General features: G+C 54.9%; 14 protein-coding genes. 6 read left to right on the forward strand and 8 right to left on the reverse strand.

The genetic code is table 11. From position 1 onward, the window contains the following. Positions 1-85: 85 nt before the first annotated feature. The 5 genes from proY to phoB form a co-directional block, all read right to left on the reverse strand. Complete coding sequence (proY, locus tag I2123_RS18895) at positions 86-1,504, reverse strand: proline-specific permease ProY (protein WP_112164282.1); 1,419 nt, start codon at positions 1,502-1,504, stop codon at positions 86-88. A gap of 146 nt (positions 1,505-1,650) precedes the next feature. Next, on the reverse strand, positions 1,651-2,970 hold the full coding sequence (brnQ, locus tag I2123_RS18900; RefSeq protein ID WP_112164281.1) for a branched-chain amino acid transport system II carrier protein: 1,320 nt from the start codon (positions 2,968-2,970) through the stop codon (positions 1,651-1,653). A 567-nt stretch (positions 2,971-3,537) separates the two neighbouring features. After that, complete coding sequence (locus I2123_RS18905; RefSeq protein ID WP_213051254.1) at positions 3,538-4,641, reverse strand: cobalamin-independent methionine synthase II family protein; 1,104 nt, start codon at positions 4,639-4,641, stop codon at positions 3,538-3,540. 257 nt (positions 4,642-4,898) lie between these two features. Continuing rightward, positions 4,899-6,218, reverse strand: coding sequence for a phosphate regulon sensor histidine kinase PhoR (gene phoR / locus I2123_RS18910; RefSeq protein WP_112164278.1), 1,320 nt, complete (start codon positions 6,216-6,218; stop codon positions 4,899-4,901). A 21-nt stretch (positions 6,219-6,239) separates the two neighbouring features. Next, entirely contained in the window at positions 6,240-6,929 is a 690-nt protein-coding gene (phoB, locus tag I2123_RS18915; RefSeq protein WP_112164277.1) for a phosphate response regulator transcription factor PhoB, read from the reverse strand. 217 nt (positions 6,930-7,146) lie between these two features. Between phoB and sbcD the strand changes: the two genes are divergently transcribed. From sbcD to I2123_RS18940, 5 genes are all read left to right on the forward strand, one after another. Next, positions 7,147-8,385 (forward strand): exonuclease subunit SbcD, encoded by a 1,239-nt coding sequence (gene sbcD / locus I2123_RS18920; RefSeq protein WP_213051255.1) that lies wholly within the window; start codon positions 7,147-7,149, stop codon positions 8,383-8,385. Next, on the forward strand, positions 8,382-11,630 hold the full coding sequence (gene sbcC / locus I2123_RS18925) for an exonuclease subunit SbcC (RefSeq protein ID WP_213051256.1): 3,249 nt from the start codon (positions 8,382-8,384) through the stop codon (positions 11,628-11,630). The genes sbcD and sbcC overlap by 4 nt, the downstream gene beginning before the upstream one ends. Before the next feature lie 236 nt (positions 11,631-11,866). Then, on the forward strand, positions 11,867-12,889 hold the full coding sequence (locus tag I2123_RS18930; RefSeq protein ID WP_112164274.1) for an ABC transporter substrate-binding protein: 1,023 nt from the start codon (positions 11,867-11,869) through the stop codon (positions 12,887-12,889). Positions 12,890-12,900: 11 nt separating this feature from the next. Next, on the forward strand, positions 12,901-13,665 hold the full coding sequence (locus I2123_RS18935) for an ABC transporter permease (RefSeq protein ID WP_112164273.1): 765 nt from the start codon (positions 12,901-12,903) through the stop codon (positions 13,663-13,665). Continuing rightward, positions 13,662-14,483 (forward strand): ABC transporter ATP-binding protein, encoded by an 822-nt coding sequence (locus tag I2123_RS18940; RefSeq protein WP_244207762.1) that lies wholly within the window; start codon positions 13,662-13,664, stop codon positions 14,481-14,483. The genes I2123_RS18935 and I2123_RS18940 overlap by 4 nt, the downstream gene beginning before the upstream one ends. 67 nt (positions 14,484-14,550) lie before the next feature. Here the strand turns inward: I2123_RS18940 and mak are convergent, their stop codons facing one another. Further along, positions 14,551-15,471 carry a fructokinase gene (gene mak / locus I2123_RS18945; protein WP_213051257.1) on the reverse strand — a complete coding sequence of 307 codons (921 nt, stop codon included), beginning with the start codon at positions 15,469-15,471 and terminating at the stop codon, positions 14,551-14,553. Positions 15,472-15,680: 209 nt separating this feature from the next. Here mak and rdgC point away from each other — a divergent pair, with 209 nt between their 5' ends. Beyond that, positions 15,681-16,595: a recombination-associated protein RdgC gene (gene rdgC / locus I2123_RS18950; protein WP_112164271.1), complete on the forward strand. Its 915-nt coding sequence runs from the start codon at positions 15,681-15,683 to the stop codon at positions 16,593-16,595. 69 nt (positions 16,596-16,664) lie between these two features. On the opposite strand, the gene ppnP is transcribed toward rdgC, so the two are convergent. Continuing rightward, the gene (gene ppnP / locus I2123_RS18955; protein WP_213051258.1) at positions 16,665-16,955 is read right to left on the reverse strand and encodes a pyrimidine/purine nucleoside phosphorylase; all 291 of its coding nucleotides are present in this window, start codon (positions 16,953-16,955) and stop codon (positions 16,665-16,667) included. Between the two features lie 179 nt (positions 16,956-17,134). After that, the gene (locus I2123_RS18960) at positions 17,135-17,812 is read right to left on the reverse strand and encodes an AroM family protein (protein ID WP_112164270.1); all 678 of its coding nucleotides are present in this window, start codon (positions 17,810-17,812) and stop codon (positions 17,135-17,137) included. Between the last annotated feature and the right edge of the window lie 233 nt (positions 17,813-18,045).

Raw genomic sequence — 18,045 nt, forward strand, 5'->3', positions numbered from 1 at the left:
TTCAGCGGCAGAAAATAAAAAACCCCCGATGTCGCGAAGATATCGGGGGTTTTTCTTTATCCGAAGGTAAGCACTTGCTTACGCGTTACTTACTGAGCGACAACGCCTGCTTCTTACGGTCGTTACGCAACTTGAACGCATAACCTATCAGCAGCGCCACAACCCAAACCATGCCGACGTAAAGTGACACGCGGGTATCCGGGAAGTAACCGATCAGGCCGATGATAAACACCAGGAAGATGATGCCGAATACCGAAGTGTAGACGCCGCCACGCAACGGGAACTCGAGCTCTTTAACCTGTTGTTTATTCAACTTGCGACGAAAACCTATCTGGGAGAACAGGATCATAATCCACACCCAAACGGTCGCGAAGGTCGCCAGAGACGCAATCACCAGGAATACGCTGGAAGGCATGATGAAGTTGAGGTAAACCGCAATCAGCAGCGCCCCCATCATCACCAGCACCGTGACCCATGGAGTGCCCAGACGCGACACCTTGCTGAATATTTTCGGTGCCTGCCCCTGCTCTGCCATTCCGTGCAGCATACGGCCCACGCCAAACACATCGCTGTTAATCGCCGACAGTGACGCGGTGATCACTACAAAGTTCAGAATGCCTGCCGCTGCGGTGATCCCCATATGCTGGAACGTCAGCACGAACGGGCTGCCCTGCGTACCTATCTGATTCCATGGGAAAATGGACATAATGACAAACAGTGTGCCCACATAAAACACCAGAATACGCAGCGGCACGGAGTTAATGGCTTTTGGAATAGACTTCTTCGGGTCTTCAGCTTCACCGGCAGTAATACCGATGATTTCAATCCCGCCGTAGGCAAACATGACCAGCTGTAAAGACAAAATGGTGCCCATGATGCCCTGACTAAAGAAGCCGCCGTGGCTCCACAGATTATGAATACCCGTCGCCTGCCCGCCGTTACCGATGCCCCAAATAATAATGCCGAAGCCCGCCACAATCATGATGATGATCGTCAGCACTTTGAAGAAGGAGAACCAAAATTCCAGCTCGCCGAACACCTTCACGCTGACCAGATTGATGGCGCCGATAATCAGCACCACGCTCAGCACCCACGTCCACTGCGGCACGTCCGGGAACCAGACGCCCATATAAATGCCGAACGCCGTGACGTCCGCGATGGCAACGATCAGGATTTCAAAACAATAGGTCCAGCCGGTGATGTAACCCGCCATTGGCCCGAGATAATCCTGCGCATAGCGTGAGAAAGAGCCACTCTGCGGATTGTTAACAGACATCTCGCCAAGGGCGCGCATGATGATAAAGGCGATAATGCCGCCGACCAGATAGGCCAGCAGCACGCTTGGCCCCGCCAGTTTGATCGCATCCGCCGATCCGTAAAACAGCCCGGTTCCTATGGCCGATCCCAATGCCATAAAGCGAATATGACGCGTTGTCAGACCGCGTTTTAGCTTCGTGCCCGGCGCTTCTGGCTGCGCGGTTGGTTGTTCAGCTGATTGTTGCATTGACCCTAACCCGTTTCTGTATTTGGAAAATCAAAAATGCGAATTCTAAAAAACACTGCGTCCTGCCAATGAAAAAGCCACGGAAAGGTTTCCGTGGCCTGATGGCGAAACATTCATTCAACTACGTTCGAATATTCTGCCGATAATTATTGGTGCGCGGTAACGCTGCGCGGACCACTGATTTTGTCATAAATACCGACCAGCACCAGCATTAATACTGAAGGCGGTAACCAGGCAAGACCCTGTGCTGCCAGCGGCAGTTTTCCGGCCCAGACAGGCATGATATCAGCAAACGCAGAGGCTTTGATGCCGTCGACAATACCGAACACCAGGCTGACCAGCATAACCGGCGCCACGATGCGCGTCGTATTATTCCACCAGCGCAGGGTGAAGCTCAACACCACCAGTGCGATACATGGCGGATAGATGGCCGTCAGCACCGGAATGGAAATCTGGATCAGATGGCTCAGGCCGAGATTAGACACCAGCATAGAGAACAGACCCAGAATAAATACCAATGACTTATACGACAGCGGCAGGTACTGAGCAAAGAACTCCGCACAGGCGCAGGTCAGGCCAACCGCCGTCACCATACAGGCGATGAAGATCAGCGCACCGAGGAAGAAGCTACCGACGCCACCGAAGGTATGTGCCACATAGGCATGCAAGATAACTGCGCCATTGGTTGCGCCAGGCACCAGTGAAGCACTGTTTTCCCCGAGTTTGAACAGGCTCAGATAGACCAGCACCAGACCTAAGCCAGCAATCAGACCGGCCAAAATAGTGTAACGGGTCAGCAGTTTGGCATCAGTCACACCGCGCGAACGGGCAGCATTAACAATAACAATGCCGAAGACCAGCGCGCCCAGCGTATCCATTGTCAGATAGCCATTAACGAAACCGCTGGAGAACGGAACGGTCTGGTAAGCATCCACCGCAGGCATGGTCTGACCGGCAGGCCACAGCAGCGCGGCAACGCCCAGTGCAGCCAGCGCGACCATTTTCAGCGGCGCGAGGAAATGCCCGACGGTATCAAGCAAGCGGCCCGGATAGAGTGAAATGCCGATCACCAGCGCGAAGTAGATCACGCTGTAAATCAGCAAAGGAAGCGGGCCGTCACCGGTCATCGGTGCGATACCCACTTCAAAAGAGACGGTTGCGGTACGTGGCGTGGCGAACAGCGGGCCGACAGCCAGATAACAGACGGTCGCCAGCAGAATACCGGCACCACGGCCAATCGGCGTACTCAGGGCATCGACACCGCCACCGACGCGCGCCAGCGCAATCACGGTCATCACCGGGAGACCTACCGCGGTTATCATAAACCCGGCAGCTGCCCACCAGACTTCAGGACCGGCCTGCAGGCCAACCATCGGCGGGAAAATAATGTTCCCCGCCCCGACGAATAAAGCGAAGGTCATGAAACCCAGCGCCAGAATATCTTTATTTGTTAAACGAGTACTCATGATTGGTGTCGTGTTGCCTGTTCAAATGAATAAAGTGACCGTTGCTGTCGCCGTGCAGCTTCGTCAAAAGGATGAATGGTGTAAAAGACCAGAGAGCACCACTGTAAGATCGAAGTGTGCTTAAAACGCCTGATGATATGCAGATGATTATGTTGTTATCCCTAAATATTTCATGGTGCGGGAAGGCGGCAAGCGAGGAAATCCCGATGGGCTTACCTGGGTAAGTGATTCGGGTTAACGAGCGTGGCCAACGCATCTGCAACGTGAAATATGACGGGCATATGCAGGGAGTATCGAGCGACAGCGGGGGCTAAGGTAAACGTTTATAGCGCAGAAAGGCAAGCCGAGATCCAAAAAGCAGAGCGTTCAACCAGATTAATACTCTAAAGCAGCCTTTATCACTAAATACGGCATGAAACACGCAATATGATATGTATGATTTTTAAGCGAAGTAAGCACAAGATATGCTCCTTAATGGCAAAAAGTGCGTGAAATCACCATTAAGAGGCGATTACACGCACAATATCCAGCATATTTGTGAGGTCACAAAACAACCAATCTGCCGTATTACCAGACGCGGGCAGCGATATCCACCACCAGTTTCAGTTTTTCCCACTGCTGCACTTCGGTGAGGCTGTTGCCCTCTTCCGTCGAGGCAAAACCACACTGCGGGCTGAGGCAAATCTGATTGATATCCAGATATTGCGCCGCTTCCGCCAGACGCGTTTCGACGGTTTTGGCCAGTTCCAGTTCGCCGGACTTAGTGGTGATTAACCCCAGAACCACCTGCTGATGGCCTTTTTTGATAAAGCGCAGCGGTTCGAAACCACCGGAACGCTCATTGTCATACTCAAGGAAGAAGGCATCGATATTTACACCGCCAAACAGGATCTCAGCCACCGGCTCGTAGCCACCTTCTGAAATCCAGGTCGAGCGGAAGTTACCGCGACACACGTGCAAACCAATCACCAGATCGTCCGGTTTACCGGCAATGGCTTTGTTCAGCACGTCAGCGTAAGTACGTGCTAACTCTTCAGGAGAATCGCCACGCTCGCGGATTTGCTGCTTCTGATCTTCCGAGCACAGATACGCCCAGACGGTATCGTCGAGTTGCAGATAACGGCAACCGGCGTCGTAAAACGCTTTAATCGCGTCGCGGTAAACCTGTGCCAAATCGTCGAAATAGTCTTTCAGATCCGGATACACCTCTTTACTGATGGCGTTACGGCCACCGCGGAAATGCATTACGCTCGGGCTTGGAATGGTCATTTTGGGCACTGCGCTGCCGCAGATGCTTTTCAGGAAACGAAAATCTTCCAGCATCGGATGTGAACCAAAGCCGAGTTTGCCTGTGACTTTAATGCTGCGCGCTTTGGTCTGTACGCCGTTGAACTGAATCCCCTGGACTGCGTCGTAACCTTCCACACCGTTCAGCCCTTCGAAAAAATCGAAGTGCCACCACGCGCGGCGGAACTCACCGTCAGTGACCACCTGCAGACCGGCTTCGCGTTGTAAATCCACCACGCGGCGGATTTCGGTATCTTCAACGGCGCGCAGTTGCCCGGCATCAATCTCACCGGCCTGAAACTGCTTACGGGCTTCTTTGATAGCCGCCGGGCGAAGGAAACTGCCGACCACGTCAGCACGGAACGGAGGGGTGGTACGTTGCATGAAAGACTCCTTAATGGCACCCCGTCGCAGACGAAATGCAAATGATTTACAGGGTAAATAATTACGCCGCGTTACATTTAGACTTCTAGATGTCTAAATGGCTTTAAGGCCATACTGTCATGCCGGTTACTCACCCACAACAGAGGAATTTTCATGGGAGGTGAAATAAATTCATGATCAAATGCGGAGAGTTCATGAAGCAGCAAGCAAAAAAAGCCCGTCATGTAGAAATGACGGGCTCAATAGAAAACAGCAAATTACGGTTTCACTGAAATTTTAGAGGTGTTATCGGAAGGAACAATCAGTCTCGGTGCCAGCGTAAACATAAAGCGCGTGCCGACGCCGACTTCGCTCATCACCTCAAGCCGGGCGTTGTGGTGGCTGAGCGCATGTTTGACGATCGCCAGCCCCAGACCGCTGCCGCCGGTCTGACGGGAACGGGCTTTGTCGACGCGATAAAACCGTTCGGTCAGGCGCGGCAAGTGCTGAGGCGCAATCCCCGGCCCATTATCGCTAATCTGGAACTGCGCACCCTGTGGCGTTTGCTGCCAGCTGACCTCTATTCTGGTGCCCGGCGGCGTATGGTTCACCGCGTTATACACCAGATTCGACACCGCACTGCGTAGCTGATCCTCATTGCCGAAGACCTTCAGCTTGTCGTTTACGCGGAACACCACTTCGTGCTGACCGCCGCTCAGCGTCTGTACTTCGCGCTCCAGCATTCCGAGCATCACCGGAATATCGACTTTTTCGTGCAAATCCATATTGGCGGAGGCTTCGATTTTTGACAGCGTCAGGAGCTGCTTGACCAGCCCGTCCATGCGTCGCGTTTGCTCTTGCATGGTATCGAGCGCCTTAGTGCGAAACGGCTCTTCCAGCTTGGCGTCTTCCATCATTTCCAGATAGCCCTGCAAAACGGTCAGCGGGGTGCGAAGTTCATGGCTGACGTTGGCGAAGAAGTTACGTCGCGCACCTTCCAGCTGGCGCATTTGCGTGACGTCACGCGCCACCATCAGTAACTGCCCCTCGGAATAAGGCATCACGCGAAATTCGACGTAATGTTCATTATTGAGCTGGAGATTTAGGGCGCGGCTAAAATCACGCGCCTGGATCCAGACGCGAAATTCCGGATAGCGCAGCAGGTTGAAGATGTGTTGCCCGTTATCTTCCGGCCAGCGGAAGCCGAGCAGTTCCTGGGCCAGACCGTTGCACCAGAAAATATTGCCCTCTTCGGTGGTCAGCACCACCGCATCCGGCAAGGATTCTGCACCGCTGCGAAAACGTTTAATGAGTTGCCCTAATTCACGGCGGCGACGCCGGTTGCGCATCTGCATCTGGTTCAGCCCGTAGAACAACGGCTCCCAGCTCCAGCGACCATTTGGCGGGGTGATGCTGCGGTCAAGCCACAGCCAGTGTGAGAGTTTAAGCTGGTTATAATAGTTCCAGCCCAGCGCCGCCAGCAGCGACGCAAAGAGAAGCCAGCCAAAATGGCCGACAAAAATACCGAGAATGATCGCTGGCAGGCAAAACAGAAAAAATTCGCCGGCCAGCCGTTTCCATGACAAACGTTCTAACACACAGATTCTCCGCTGTGGGGACTAATAACGCGTTGAGAAACGATATCCCGTGCCACGGACAGTCTGGATCATTCTGTCATGTCCACTGGTTTCCAGCGCTTTGCGTAAACGACGAATATGCACGTCCACGGTTCGATCTTCCACATAAACGTTAGTGCCCCAGACGTTATTCAGCAACTGCTCGCGGCTGTAAACACGTTCCGAGTGGGTCATAAAGAAGTGCAGTAATTTGAATTCGGTCGGCCCCATGTCGAGCGCCTGCTCATTGGCCATCACCCGGTGGGAGGAAGGATCAAGTGTCAGACCCTGCATGTCGATCACCTCTTCCACCGCCATCGGCGAAATACGGCGCATCACAGCTTTTATACGGGCAACCAGTTCTTTGGGAGAGAACGGTTTAGTGATGTAATCATCGGCACCCACTTCGAGGCCACGCACCCGGTCTTCTTCTTCACCGCGTGCGGTCAGCATCATCACCGGAATTTCGCGGGTCAGGGCTTCACGTTTCAGATGCTTGATAAACTGGATCCCGGAACCGCCCGGTAACATCCAGTCAAGCAGGATAAGCTCAGGATAAGGCTCGACCAGTTGGCCAATCGCGGAATCAAAATCTTCAGCTTCTACTGCCTGATAGCCATTTTGTTCCAGTACAAAACACACCATTTCACGGATTGGAGCTTCGTCTTCAACCACCAATATACGTCTAGCCATCGTAGGTCCTGCCAATAGGTTAGCGATCTTTTATTTGATTGCGGGCGCCATTATGCGTCAGTTTTGTGACAGATTTATGAATAGAAAGGATGGTCTATTACACCGCACTTTGACAGCCATCTTGCTGAAATGCGCCTGATTTTTCTGGGGACATCGTCCCCCGACGGCGTTTATACTTTGCGCCATTGTTACCGTGCAGCGAATCACCGGGAGTTTCATGCGCCTGATCCACACTTCAGACTGGCACCTTGGCCAGTATTTCTTTACCAAAAGCCGCGCCGCCGAGCATCAGGCTTTTCTGCGCTGGCTGACGGAACAGGTGGAAATTCATCAGGCAGATGCCGTGATTGTGGCGGGCGATATTTTCGATACCGGCTCGCCACCGAGCTATGCGCGGGAACTGTATAACCGCTTCGTGGTGGAATTACAACACACCGGCTGCCAGCTGGTAGTGCTGGCCGGCAACCACGACTCTGTCGCCACGCTCAATGAATCTAAGGAACTGCTTTCCTGCCTCAATACCCGCGTGATCGCTACCGTCGGTGAAGACTTGTCTGAGCAGGTTCTGGAATTAAATCATCGGGATGGCTCGCCCGGCGCAGTGCTGTGTGCGATCCCGTTCTTACGCCCGCGCGATTTGATAGCCAGTCAGGCTGGTCAGTCCGGCAGCGACAAGCAGCTGGCATTGCAAGAAGCCATCGCCGCCCATTATGACGCTTTATATAAAGCGGCACAGGCGAAGCGTGACCAGCTCGGCGTTCCGCTGCCCATCATCGCCACCGGCCATCTGACCACCGTCGGCGTCAGCACCTCGGATTCGGTACGTGACATTTATATAGGCACCCTCGACGCCTTTCCGGCACAGGCCTTTCCGCCGGTCGATTACGTTGCACTCGGGCATATTCATCGCGCCCAGTGCGTGGCGAAAACCCACCACATCCGCTACAGCGGCTCGCCGATTGCGCTGAGTTTTGACGAACTCGGCAAAGCCAAAAGCGTGTTTTTGCTCGATTTTACGGGTGCAACGCTTAACAGCATCGACACGCTGGAAATTCCGGTATTTCAGCCGATGCAGATGATCAAAGGCTCGCTGGCCGAAATAGAAAAACAACTGATGCAGTTTACCGACGGCGATGCCACAAAACCGGTCTGGCTTGATATTGAAGTCGCGACGCAGGATTACCTCAGCGACATTCAGCGGCGGATCCAGACGCTGACCGCCGAACTGCCGGTGGAAGTCGTGCTGCTGCGCCGCAGTAAAGAACAGCGCATTAACAGCATTGAACAACAGGAAAAAGAAACCCTCAGCGAGCTGAGCGTGAGCGATGTCTTCGAGCGGCGGCTGTCGCTCGAAGCGGACGCCGACGAACAGCGTCAGGCGCGGATGCGCACGCTGTTCGCGCAGGTGGTCGATGAGGTCACCAGCGGCCATCACGCAGAGGACGCCGCACAATGAAAATTCTCAGCCTGCGTTTAAAAAATCTAAACTCGCTGCAAGGCGAATGGAAAATCGACTTCACCGCTGAGCCTTTTGCCAGCAACGGATTATTCGCCATCACCGGCCCGACCGGCGCGGGGAAAACCACCCTGCTCGATGCCATTTGTCTCGCACTGTATCATCAGACGCCGCGCCTCAACGTCACACCCAGCCAGAATGAACTGATGACCCGCCACACCGCCGAATCGCTGGCCGAAGTGGAGTTCGAGGTCAAAGGCATTGGCTACCGTGCCTTCTGGAGCCAGCGCCGGGCGAAGAACTCGCCGGACGGCAATTTACAGGCGCCGAAAGTCGAGCTGGCATTGCTGGCGGACGGCAAAATTCTGGCGGATAAAGTCCGCGATAAACTTGACGCTATTGCAGAACTGACCGGCCTGGATTTTGGCCGTTTCACCAAATCGATGATGCTGTCGCAGGGGCAGTTTGCGGCCTTTCTCAATGCCGACGCCAACGATCGCGCCGAACTGCTGGAAGAACTGACCGGCACGGAAATCTACGGCCAGCTGTCTGAGCGCGTATTCGAACAACATAAAGAGGCGCGCGTGGCGCTCGACGGTTTGCATCAGCGCATGGCCGGTATCGAACTGCTCAGTGAAGAACAGCGTCTGGCGCTGGAAATGCAGCTTAAAGAACTGAACGCGCAGGAAATCAGCCTCAGTCAGCAGGCGCAGCAGCGTCAGCAGGATCTTAACTGGCTGCAACAGTGGCAGCAGGTGCAGCAAAAGCATCAGCAATCGGTGCAACAGCTGGCCGCGACGGAGCAGGAAATGGCGCAGGCTGCGCCGCAGTTACAGCAACTGGCGCGCAGCGAACCGGCGGAAAAACTCCGTTCACGACTGAACGATCGCCAGCGATGCGAGCAGGAAACGCTAAGCCTGCAACAGCAGACCGCAGAGCTGATTCACCAGCAGGAACAGCAACTGGCGCAGATGACGCCGCTGAAACAGGCCGCAGAACTGGCGCAGAGTGAGCGCCAGAAACAGGCCGAAGAACAGCGCCAGCAGCAGACGCTGATTGAAGAACAGATCCTGCCACTGGATAACAGCATCGCCCAGTGGCAGAAATCGCAAAACGACACCCGGCAGTCAGTGAATGATGTCCAAAAACAAGTCAGCGAACAGAATCTCACGCTGGAACAGCTGACCGCCGAACGCCAGAAGCTTGAGGAGCAAAGTCGTCAGCATCAGACACGGCATACGGCCCTGACCGATGCACTCACCGCGCAGCAACAACATCAGGCCACGCTGGAAAATCAGCATCCGCTGACGGCCTTGCAAAAACGCCAAGCCGAACTGACACAACTTCGGCCAGTGCGCCAGCAGCTGTATTCGCTCGCACAGCTTTACCCTCCGCTGAATCGCCGGGTGGTGCAGCAAAACGCCGATTTCCTACAGATCCAGACGCAGGTCACGGAAGAAGAACAGCGGCTTGGCGCGATACGTCTGCAATGTCAGAAGCAACTGGAACATCTCAATGACGTTAAAGCGCGCCTGAAAAGTGAAGAGCTGATCGTCAGCCTCACCGCCGAGCGCGCGAATCTGCAAAGCGGCAAGCCGTGTCCGCTGTGCGGCTCGACGTCGCATCCGGCGGTGGAAAGCTACCAGGACGTCAAACCGTCAGAAACCGCGCAGCGGCTGGAGCAAATGCAGGCAGAATTCGATAAAGAAAAAGCCAGCGGCATTGAGTTGGCGGCGAAGATCAAAAGCCTGAAAGAGCAGCAAATGCGTCTGCAAACCCAGCTTGAGCAGGATAAGCAACAGCTGAACGCACATCAGGAAAGCTGGCAGCAGCTGAGTACCCCGCTGAACCTGACGTTCGGGTTGCAGGATACCGACGCTGCTCAGCAATGGCTGGCGGAACGCGATCGCGAAGAACAACAATCTCAGGATCTGCTGGGTCAGCACGAACAGCTGGCGCGGGCCCTGCAACAGGCGAAAGATGCGCTGAATGACGCCGTGACGGAGCAACAGAAAACGCAGCAACACGCCGCCCTGCTGAGCGAGCGGTTTACGCTTATCGGGCAAAGTCAGGTCAGACTTCAGGAACAGATGGAGCACCTGCAAAAACAGTTTACTGAAGGCGAGAAAACGCTGGCAGAGCTGAACGCGCAGCGTCGCAGTCTGTTCGGCGATCGCCAGATTGCGCAGGTTCGCGAGCACTTACATCAGCAGCAACTGGCCGCCGAGAAAGCCGTCAGCGACGCGACCGACGCACTGAACAAAGCACAGGAACAGCGCGATAAACTGGCCGGTCAGCTGGCCAGCACACAGCAGCAACATCAGCTGGCCACGGCACGTCTGCATCAGGCTGAGAGCGAGTGGCAACAGGCGCTGGCCGCCAGCGAATTCTCTGACAAAGATGCGGTGAGACTCGCCCTGCTCGATGACGGGCTGCGTCAGCAACTACAGCGGCAAAAAGAACGGCTGCAACAACAGCTGGCGCAGGCGCAGGCACTGCTGAGTGATGCCAGCGCGACGCTGGAAACTCACCGTCTGGCACGCCCTGCACATTTGAGCGAGAACGAAATCGACCTCACTCAGCTGACCGCAGAAAAGGCCGCGCTGGCGCAACAGCTGAAAGGGTTACAGCAGCAACTCGGTGAAGTCAGCAATCAGCTGAAATTTGATAAAGAACGGCACAGCGGACAACAGGCGTTAATCGGTCAGATTGCACAGACACAGCTGACCTGCGACGACTGGGGCTATCTCAACCAGATGATCGGTTCCAGCGACGGCGCGAAATTCCGCAAATTCGCCCAGGGGCTGACGCTGGATCATCTGGTGTATCTGGCGAACCGTCAGCTGGAAAAACTGCACGGCCGCTATCTGTTACAGCGCAAAACCAGCGACGCACTGGAGTTGCAGGTGGTCGATACCTGGCAGGCCGATGCGGTGCGCGATACCCGTACGCTTTCCGGCGGCGAGAGTTTCCTCGTGAGTCTGGCGCTGGCGCTGGCGTTGTCCGATCTGGTCAGTGATAAAACCCGCATTGATTCGCTGTTCCTCGATGAAGGTTTCGGCACGCTTGATGCTGACACGTTGGACACCGCGCTCGACGCCCTTGACAGCCTGAATGCCTCCGGTAAAACCATCGGCGTGATAAGCCACGTCGAAGCGATGAAAGACCGCATTCCGGTGCAAATCAAAGTCACCAAAGTGAACGGTCTGGGCGTCAGCCGCCTGAGCAGTGAATTTAAAGTCTGACCGCTTTGCCACAGGGCAAGCCGCTAGCAATCGTGCTATCGCCTTGCCCTGTGGTGGATCCTTTCTGTGAGCACCCGCGCAAAAATCGCACCGTTGCAGTGCGCTCTCTCCAGACAACCTGATGAATAATCGGTTATTTCGTTAAACCGTCGATCTGGCACGCCCTGTGCTTAACGTTATGTATACAAGTTGCAGTACAAGCTGCACAGCCTGCATAACCGCCAAGGGGAACGCCGATGAAAAACGACAAACCTGAAATCCTTCCGTTCAATAAACAACGCCGTCAGATGATGAAATGGCTGGCGATCACCGGCGGCGTGATGACGCTGGGCGGAATGATCCCCACCACCGTTTTCGCCGCGGACGACGATGAAATTCGCATCGGCTACTGGCCGATTGTCGGTGGTTTGCCGTTGTACGTCGCGCTCGAACAGGGTTTCTTTAAAGAGGCCGGGCTGAACGTCAAAGGCGTCAAATTTGCCAGCGCACAGCAAATTGTCGAAGGAATGATAACCGGCAGGATCCACGGCTGCGCCAACGGCACCGCCACCGGTGCGCTGGGTTTAGGGGAAATCACATCGCCCGGCTTGTTCAAAATTATCTGTTCGAATCCGTCCAATCACACGCTGGTGTTAGATGAATTTCTGGTCCCGCTGAACAGCACGGCGAAAACCATCGCGGATCTGAAAGGCAAGAAAATCGCCTGCGGGCCGGGCATCCAGAACGTCACCATGGCAAAAATCATTTTGGAAAAGAACGGGTTCACTAATCCCTCAGTGATCGAACTCCCCGTCGGTCAGCACGCCCCAGCCCTTGCTGCCGGGCAAATTGACGGCGTTTATACGCTTGAGCCGACCGGCACCGTCGGGCGTATGAAACATCTTTCGCGCACGCTGGAAACCGGCGTCATCTCCAAATACGTGCTCGGTAATGCCGATGCTCCATGGTTCGGCGGCGCAGCGGCGCTCAATTCCACCTTCATTCAAAGCAACCCTGACGCCGCGAAAAAGTTTATCGCCGCCTACCAGAAAGCCGTGGAATTTATTGCCGCCAACCCGGACAAAGCACGGGAAAACGTGGCGGGATATACCAGCATCGAACCGGCGCTGGTGAAAGAAGTGCCGCTGCCGGGCTTCGTGATGTATCCCGACCTAAAGGGCGACAACCTGCAATGGTTCCAGAAGTTTTATGACGTCTTTACGGAAAGAAAAATCTTCAGCAAACCGGTGGATGTCGCTTCGCTGATTTATCAGGGATAAGGGGAATTATTATGACGTCACGTTGGTCTTCGAGATTATTGCCGCTGATTGGCCCGGTGCTGCTGTTTCTTTTCTGGCAGCTGGCAGTGAGCGCCAAATGGCTGAATCCGGTGCTGCTGCCTTCGCCCGTCGAAACGCTGGGCTTCATGTTCCAGTCGTTTTCTGATGTCTCGATGCGCACTGACATCGGCGCGACCCTGTATCGCACGCTGGTGGCCTTTGGCTTCGCGGCGGTGATTGGCGTCCCGCTCGGCGTGATTTTAGGCAGCAATGAAAAAGTGTATCGCAGCCTGGAGTTTCTGATCGACTTCTTCCGCTCGACGCCGTCCTCGGCGCTGATCCCGCTGTTCATGCTGATTTTCGGCATCACCGACGCCAACAAAATCGCCATTGCCGCCTTTGCCGCCGTACTGGTCATCCTTTTCAACAGCGCCTACGGCGTAATGAATGCCAAGAAAACCCGCCTGATGGCGGCCAAAGTGATGGGCATTTCCCGCTGGCACATTTTCAAAGACATCCTGCTGATGGAAAGTCTGGCGCAGACGTTTGTCGGCCTGCGCACCGGCGTGTCGATTGCGTTGGTCATCGTGATCGTCGCTGAAATGTTTATCGGTTCGGAAACCGGCCTCGGACATCGGATCATCGACGCGCAGCAGGTCTTCAATATCAAAGACATGTATGCCTCGATCCTTATCACCGGCGCACTGGGCTATTTACTGAATCTGGCCTTTTTGCTGATCGAGAAAAAAACCGTCCACTGGAGTAGCAAAGCATGACGCAACCTCTCTCGCTAAAACCTGATTACAAAGGCCCTCAGCTGCCGCAATACGCCACGCGCCCGGATACCCATGTCACTATTCGCGGGCTGACCAAAGCCTTTGCCGGGCAGCCGTTGTATACGGATCTCAACCTGGATCTGCCGCGCGGCAAAATCGTGTCGATCTTCGGGCCGAACGGCTGCGGGAAATCCACGTTGATGAACATGATCGCCGGGCTTATCCCGGTAGACAAAGGCGACATTCTTTTCGACGGCAAAACGCTGGCGCAGACCACCATCGGCTACGTATTTCAAAACTACCGCGATGCGCTGTTTCCGTGGATGAGTGCACGTTCCAACATCGCCTATCCGCTGGTGCGTAACGGCATGAGCAAGGCCGAGGTGAACGCCCGCGTCGATGAGCTGACGCAGATGTTTGATATTCGCTTCGATCTCAAACGTTATCCCTATGAGCTTTCCGGCGGGCAGCAGCAAACTGTGTGCATCATGCGGGCACTGGCGACGCGGCCAGAAGTGATGTTCCTGGACGAGCCTTTCTCGGCGCTGGATTTCGAAATGACGTTGTTTATTCGCGATAAATTGCAGGAAGTGCAGCTGGCGACCGGTGTCACCATGCTGATTGTGTCTCACGATCTGGAAGATGCGGTATTTCTGGCGGATGAGATTTTGCTGCTCACGCGGCGCCCGACCCAGGTGGCAGAAATCGTGCCGTTCGATCTGCCGCGCCCGCGCGGTTCAGAAATCATGAGCCACCCGGAATTTATCCGCGTGAAGGCGCATACGCTGGAAGTGTTTAAACGGGAGATGGCGCTCTGACCGAATGAACGGGCGCGGTATTTTTAGCAAATCCCGCGCCCGATAGTTTCTCAAAGGATAATAAAGATTAAAGCGCAAACCGCGACTGCGGCCACAGCCATGCCGCACCGCGTACGCCGCTGGAATCGCCGTGAAGGGCTTTGAGGATCGGCGTCTCGCATTCCCCCCCAAACACCCATTGTTTCACCAGCAGCGGAACGGTGTCATACAGGCGATCGACATTGCTCATTCCCCCGCCGAGCACAATTGCGTCGGGATCGAGAATATTCACCACGTTTGCCAGCGCTTTCGCCAGGCGACGTTCATAACGCCCAAGCGCCAGCTCCGCTGTTTCATCGCCCTCTTCCACCAGTGCAATAATCTCTGGTCCTTTCCGCCGCTGGCCGGACAGACGGAAATAATCCTCCGCAAATCCAGTACCCGAAACGAACGTCTCAACGCAGCCTGATTTTCCGCAATAACACGGCACTTCGCTGGCAAACTGTCTTTCCTCATCATCCTGCCACGGCAGCGGATTGTGCCCCCATTCCCCGGCATTGCCGTTCCCCCCCGCGTGCGCGGCACCGTGCAGCGCCACGCCGGAACCGCAGCCGGTGCCGATGATCACCGCAAACACCGTGTTACGGCCTGCGCCTGCGCCGTCGGTGGCCTCGGACACCGCCAGGCAGTTAGCGTCGTTGGCAATGTGCACTTCGCGGTTGAGCAACAGCGCCAGGTCTTCATCCAGCTGCTGGCCGTTGAGCCATACCGAATTCGAGTTTTTCACTTTACCGGTGAACGGAGAAAGCGTGCCGGGAATACCCAGACCGACGCTGCCGCGCTGGCCGGTGGCCTTCTCGGCATCCAGCACCAGCCCTTCAATCGCTTTCAGCGTGCGTTCGTAATCATTCCTTGGCGTATCCACACGTTTACGAAAAAGCTCACGGCCTTCGTCGGATAACGCAATGACTTCTATTTTTGTGCCACCTAAATCAATGCCAATTCGCACGTTTTCTTCTCCTGTCACATCGGGTAGGGTCAGTTTTTTATCATTAATCCAGTTTAGAAGCCTGAAGCGGCAACCACCAGAATAAGGTGTTATGCAATGTTTCGCACAGGGGCGATTTCTTAACGACGGCTGACGCCCAATTGAGTATCATGCCGCCCTGTATTCATTTAATCAGCGTACCACGAGTGCGCCGGGACAGGGATAACGCCATGTTATGGTTTAAGAATTTGTTGGTATACCGTTTGAGCCGTGAAGTTTCGTTATCTGCTGACGAAATGGAAAAACAGCTCAGCGCTTTCACCTTTACTCCGTGCGGCAGCCAGGACATGGCGAAAACCGGCTGGGTTTCACCGATGGGTTCCCACGGTGGCGACGCGCTGACTCACGTCAACGGCGGCCAGATCCTCATCTGCGCGCGTAAAGAAGAAAAAATTCTGCCTTCTCCGGTGATCAAGCAGGAGTTACAGGCCAAGATCGACCAGCTCGAAGGTGAACAGCATCGCAAGCTGAAGAAAACCGAAAAAGACTCCCTGAAAGACGAAGTGCTGCACAGCCTGATGCCACGCGCCTTCAGCCGCTACAGCCAGACTTTCATGTGGATCGACACCGTTAACGGCCTGATCATGGTCGATGCCGCCAGCGCCAAGAAAGCCGAAGATATGCTGGCCCTGCTGCGCAAAAGCCTCGGCTCGCTGCCGGTGGTGCCGCTGACCATGGAAAGCCCAATCGAACTGACGCTGACCGAGTGGGTACGTTCAGGCGTGACCCCGGCCGGTTTCACGTTGCAGGACGAAGCTGAGCTGAAAGCGATTCTGGAAGAAGGCGGCGTGATCCGCTGTAAAAAACAGGCGCTGGTCAGTGACGAAATCGCCACGCACATTGAGAATGGCAAGCTGGTGACCAAGCTGGCGGTGGACTGGCAGGAACGTATCGCCGTGGTGCTGGCCGATGACGGCAGCATCAAGCGTCTGAAATTCAGCGATGTTATTCGCGATCAAAACGAAGATATCGACCGCGAAGATTTCGCTGGCCGCTTTGATGCCGACTTCATCCTGATGACCGGTGAACTGGCCGCGCTGATTCAAAACCTGATCGAAGCGCTGGGCGGCGAAGCCCAAAGATAACCCGCAAACTCCGGACGTAAAAAAGGCGCTCATTGGCGCCTTTTCTATTGGTACTGTGTCTGAAACGGTTTATTTACTCAGATACTTACACAGGTACGAGGTGGTTTCGCCGACCTGCAGGTTGAATTCGCTTTTACCCGGAATGTAGAACGTTTCGCCGGGCTTGAAGACCTGCCAGTCCGGAGAGCCTGGGATCAGCACTTTCAGTGAACCACTGATGACCGTCATTTCTTCCGGTTTTGCCGTGCCAAATGTGTATTCGCCGACGGCCATCACGCCAACGCTGGCGGCACCCGTACTTTCGCTGTCAAAACCAATCGATTTTACTTTCCCGTCAAAATACTCATTATTTTTCAACATAGATTGGCCCTTTGCGATAATTTTCAGAGGTTTCATATTAGGGGCAAAAACCCGCCGCTGTCACTGATTATTATAGCTTTCTCCCCACCCGGCGACACCGCCCGCAAACCGCAATCACTGATTTGATTTTACGTCTGCACAGTGCCATTGTGGGGAGTCACGCACGCACACAACCCCGCTTACGCCACCAGTTCAGCCGCCAGTTGCACCATCAGCACATTCGCCAGTAACACAGGGATATCGAGATGCTGCTCTAGCACTTCAACGTGATGATGGTTGTAGCCGAAGCAATCAAGCACCACCACTTCCGCACCCTGCTCGGCAAAGCGTATCGCCGCATCAGTCAGTGCCTGGTCGTCAGGTAAATACGGACTCGCCACCGCAAAACACGGTGCCTGTTCCAGCTTGCGCCATTTATTCGTCTGCCAGCCAATCTGGGATTCCACCGGCACCACAATGCCAGCCCGGTGCGTTCCGACCATCGCGCCAATCAGCGGCGGGATCATCCGCTCCGGTTCGATAAGCAATGCGCTGTCGGCATGTAAACTGCTGAATTCGCCACCGCACAGCAGCAGAATAGTGGCACATCCTTGCGCTTCCAGCTGGTGGATTTTTTCCTGCAATCCACGCTCGGCACCGGCCGCAGCAAGTAAAACCTGCGAACCATCCAGTAACAGCGCGACCAGCACGGCCTCGCCCTCCTGCGGCGCATAACGCTGCTCAATTTGCTCCCTGCTAAGGCCGTCCAGTAACCCGACATGCGTGACGGGTTCGTCCGGCAGATGCGTCATCAGCAGCGGTGTTATGTCGCTGCGCGGCGCCTGTCCAATGGTGAGGGTAGCAAAAGAAGTCATCATAAGCGGGATGTCCGGCCATTCAGGTCAGTCGCCCCTGAATGGCACAAGGAAGGATAAAACGCAGATATCGTAAATGTGTTTTGTAAACTCATCACAAAGTCCTCTTAAACCACGTAACCGGCGCAAAAGCGCATGAGCTAAAAACGGTTACGAACGCTGTTCATCGTGGAACAGTCATTGTTTAGTGCTGGCTAAATAAGCCCTGGTGTCGGTCTGGTACTCACTTCACTTTC

The organism is Rahnella inusitata (genome assembly GCF_018288855.1).
Taxonomy (GTDB): Bacteria; Pseudomonadota; Gammaproteobacteria; order Enterobacterales; family Enterobacteriaceae; genus Rahnella; species Rahnella inusitata.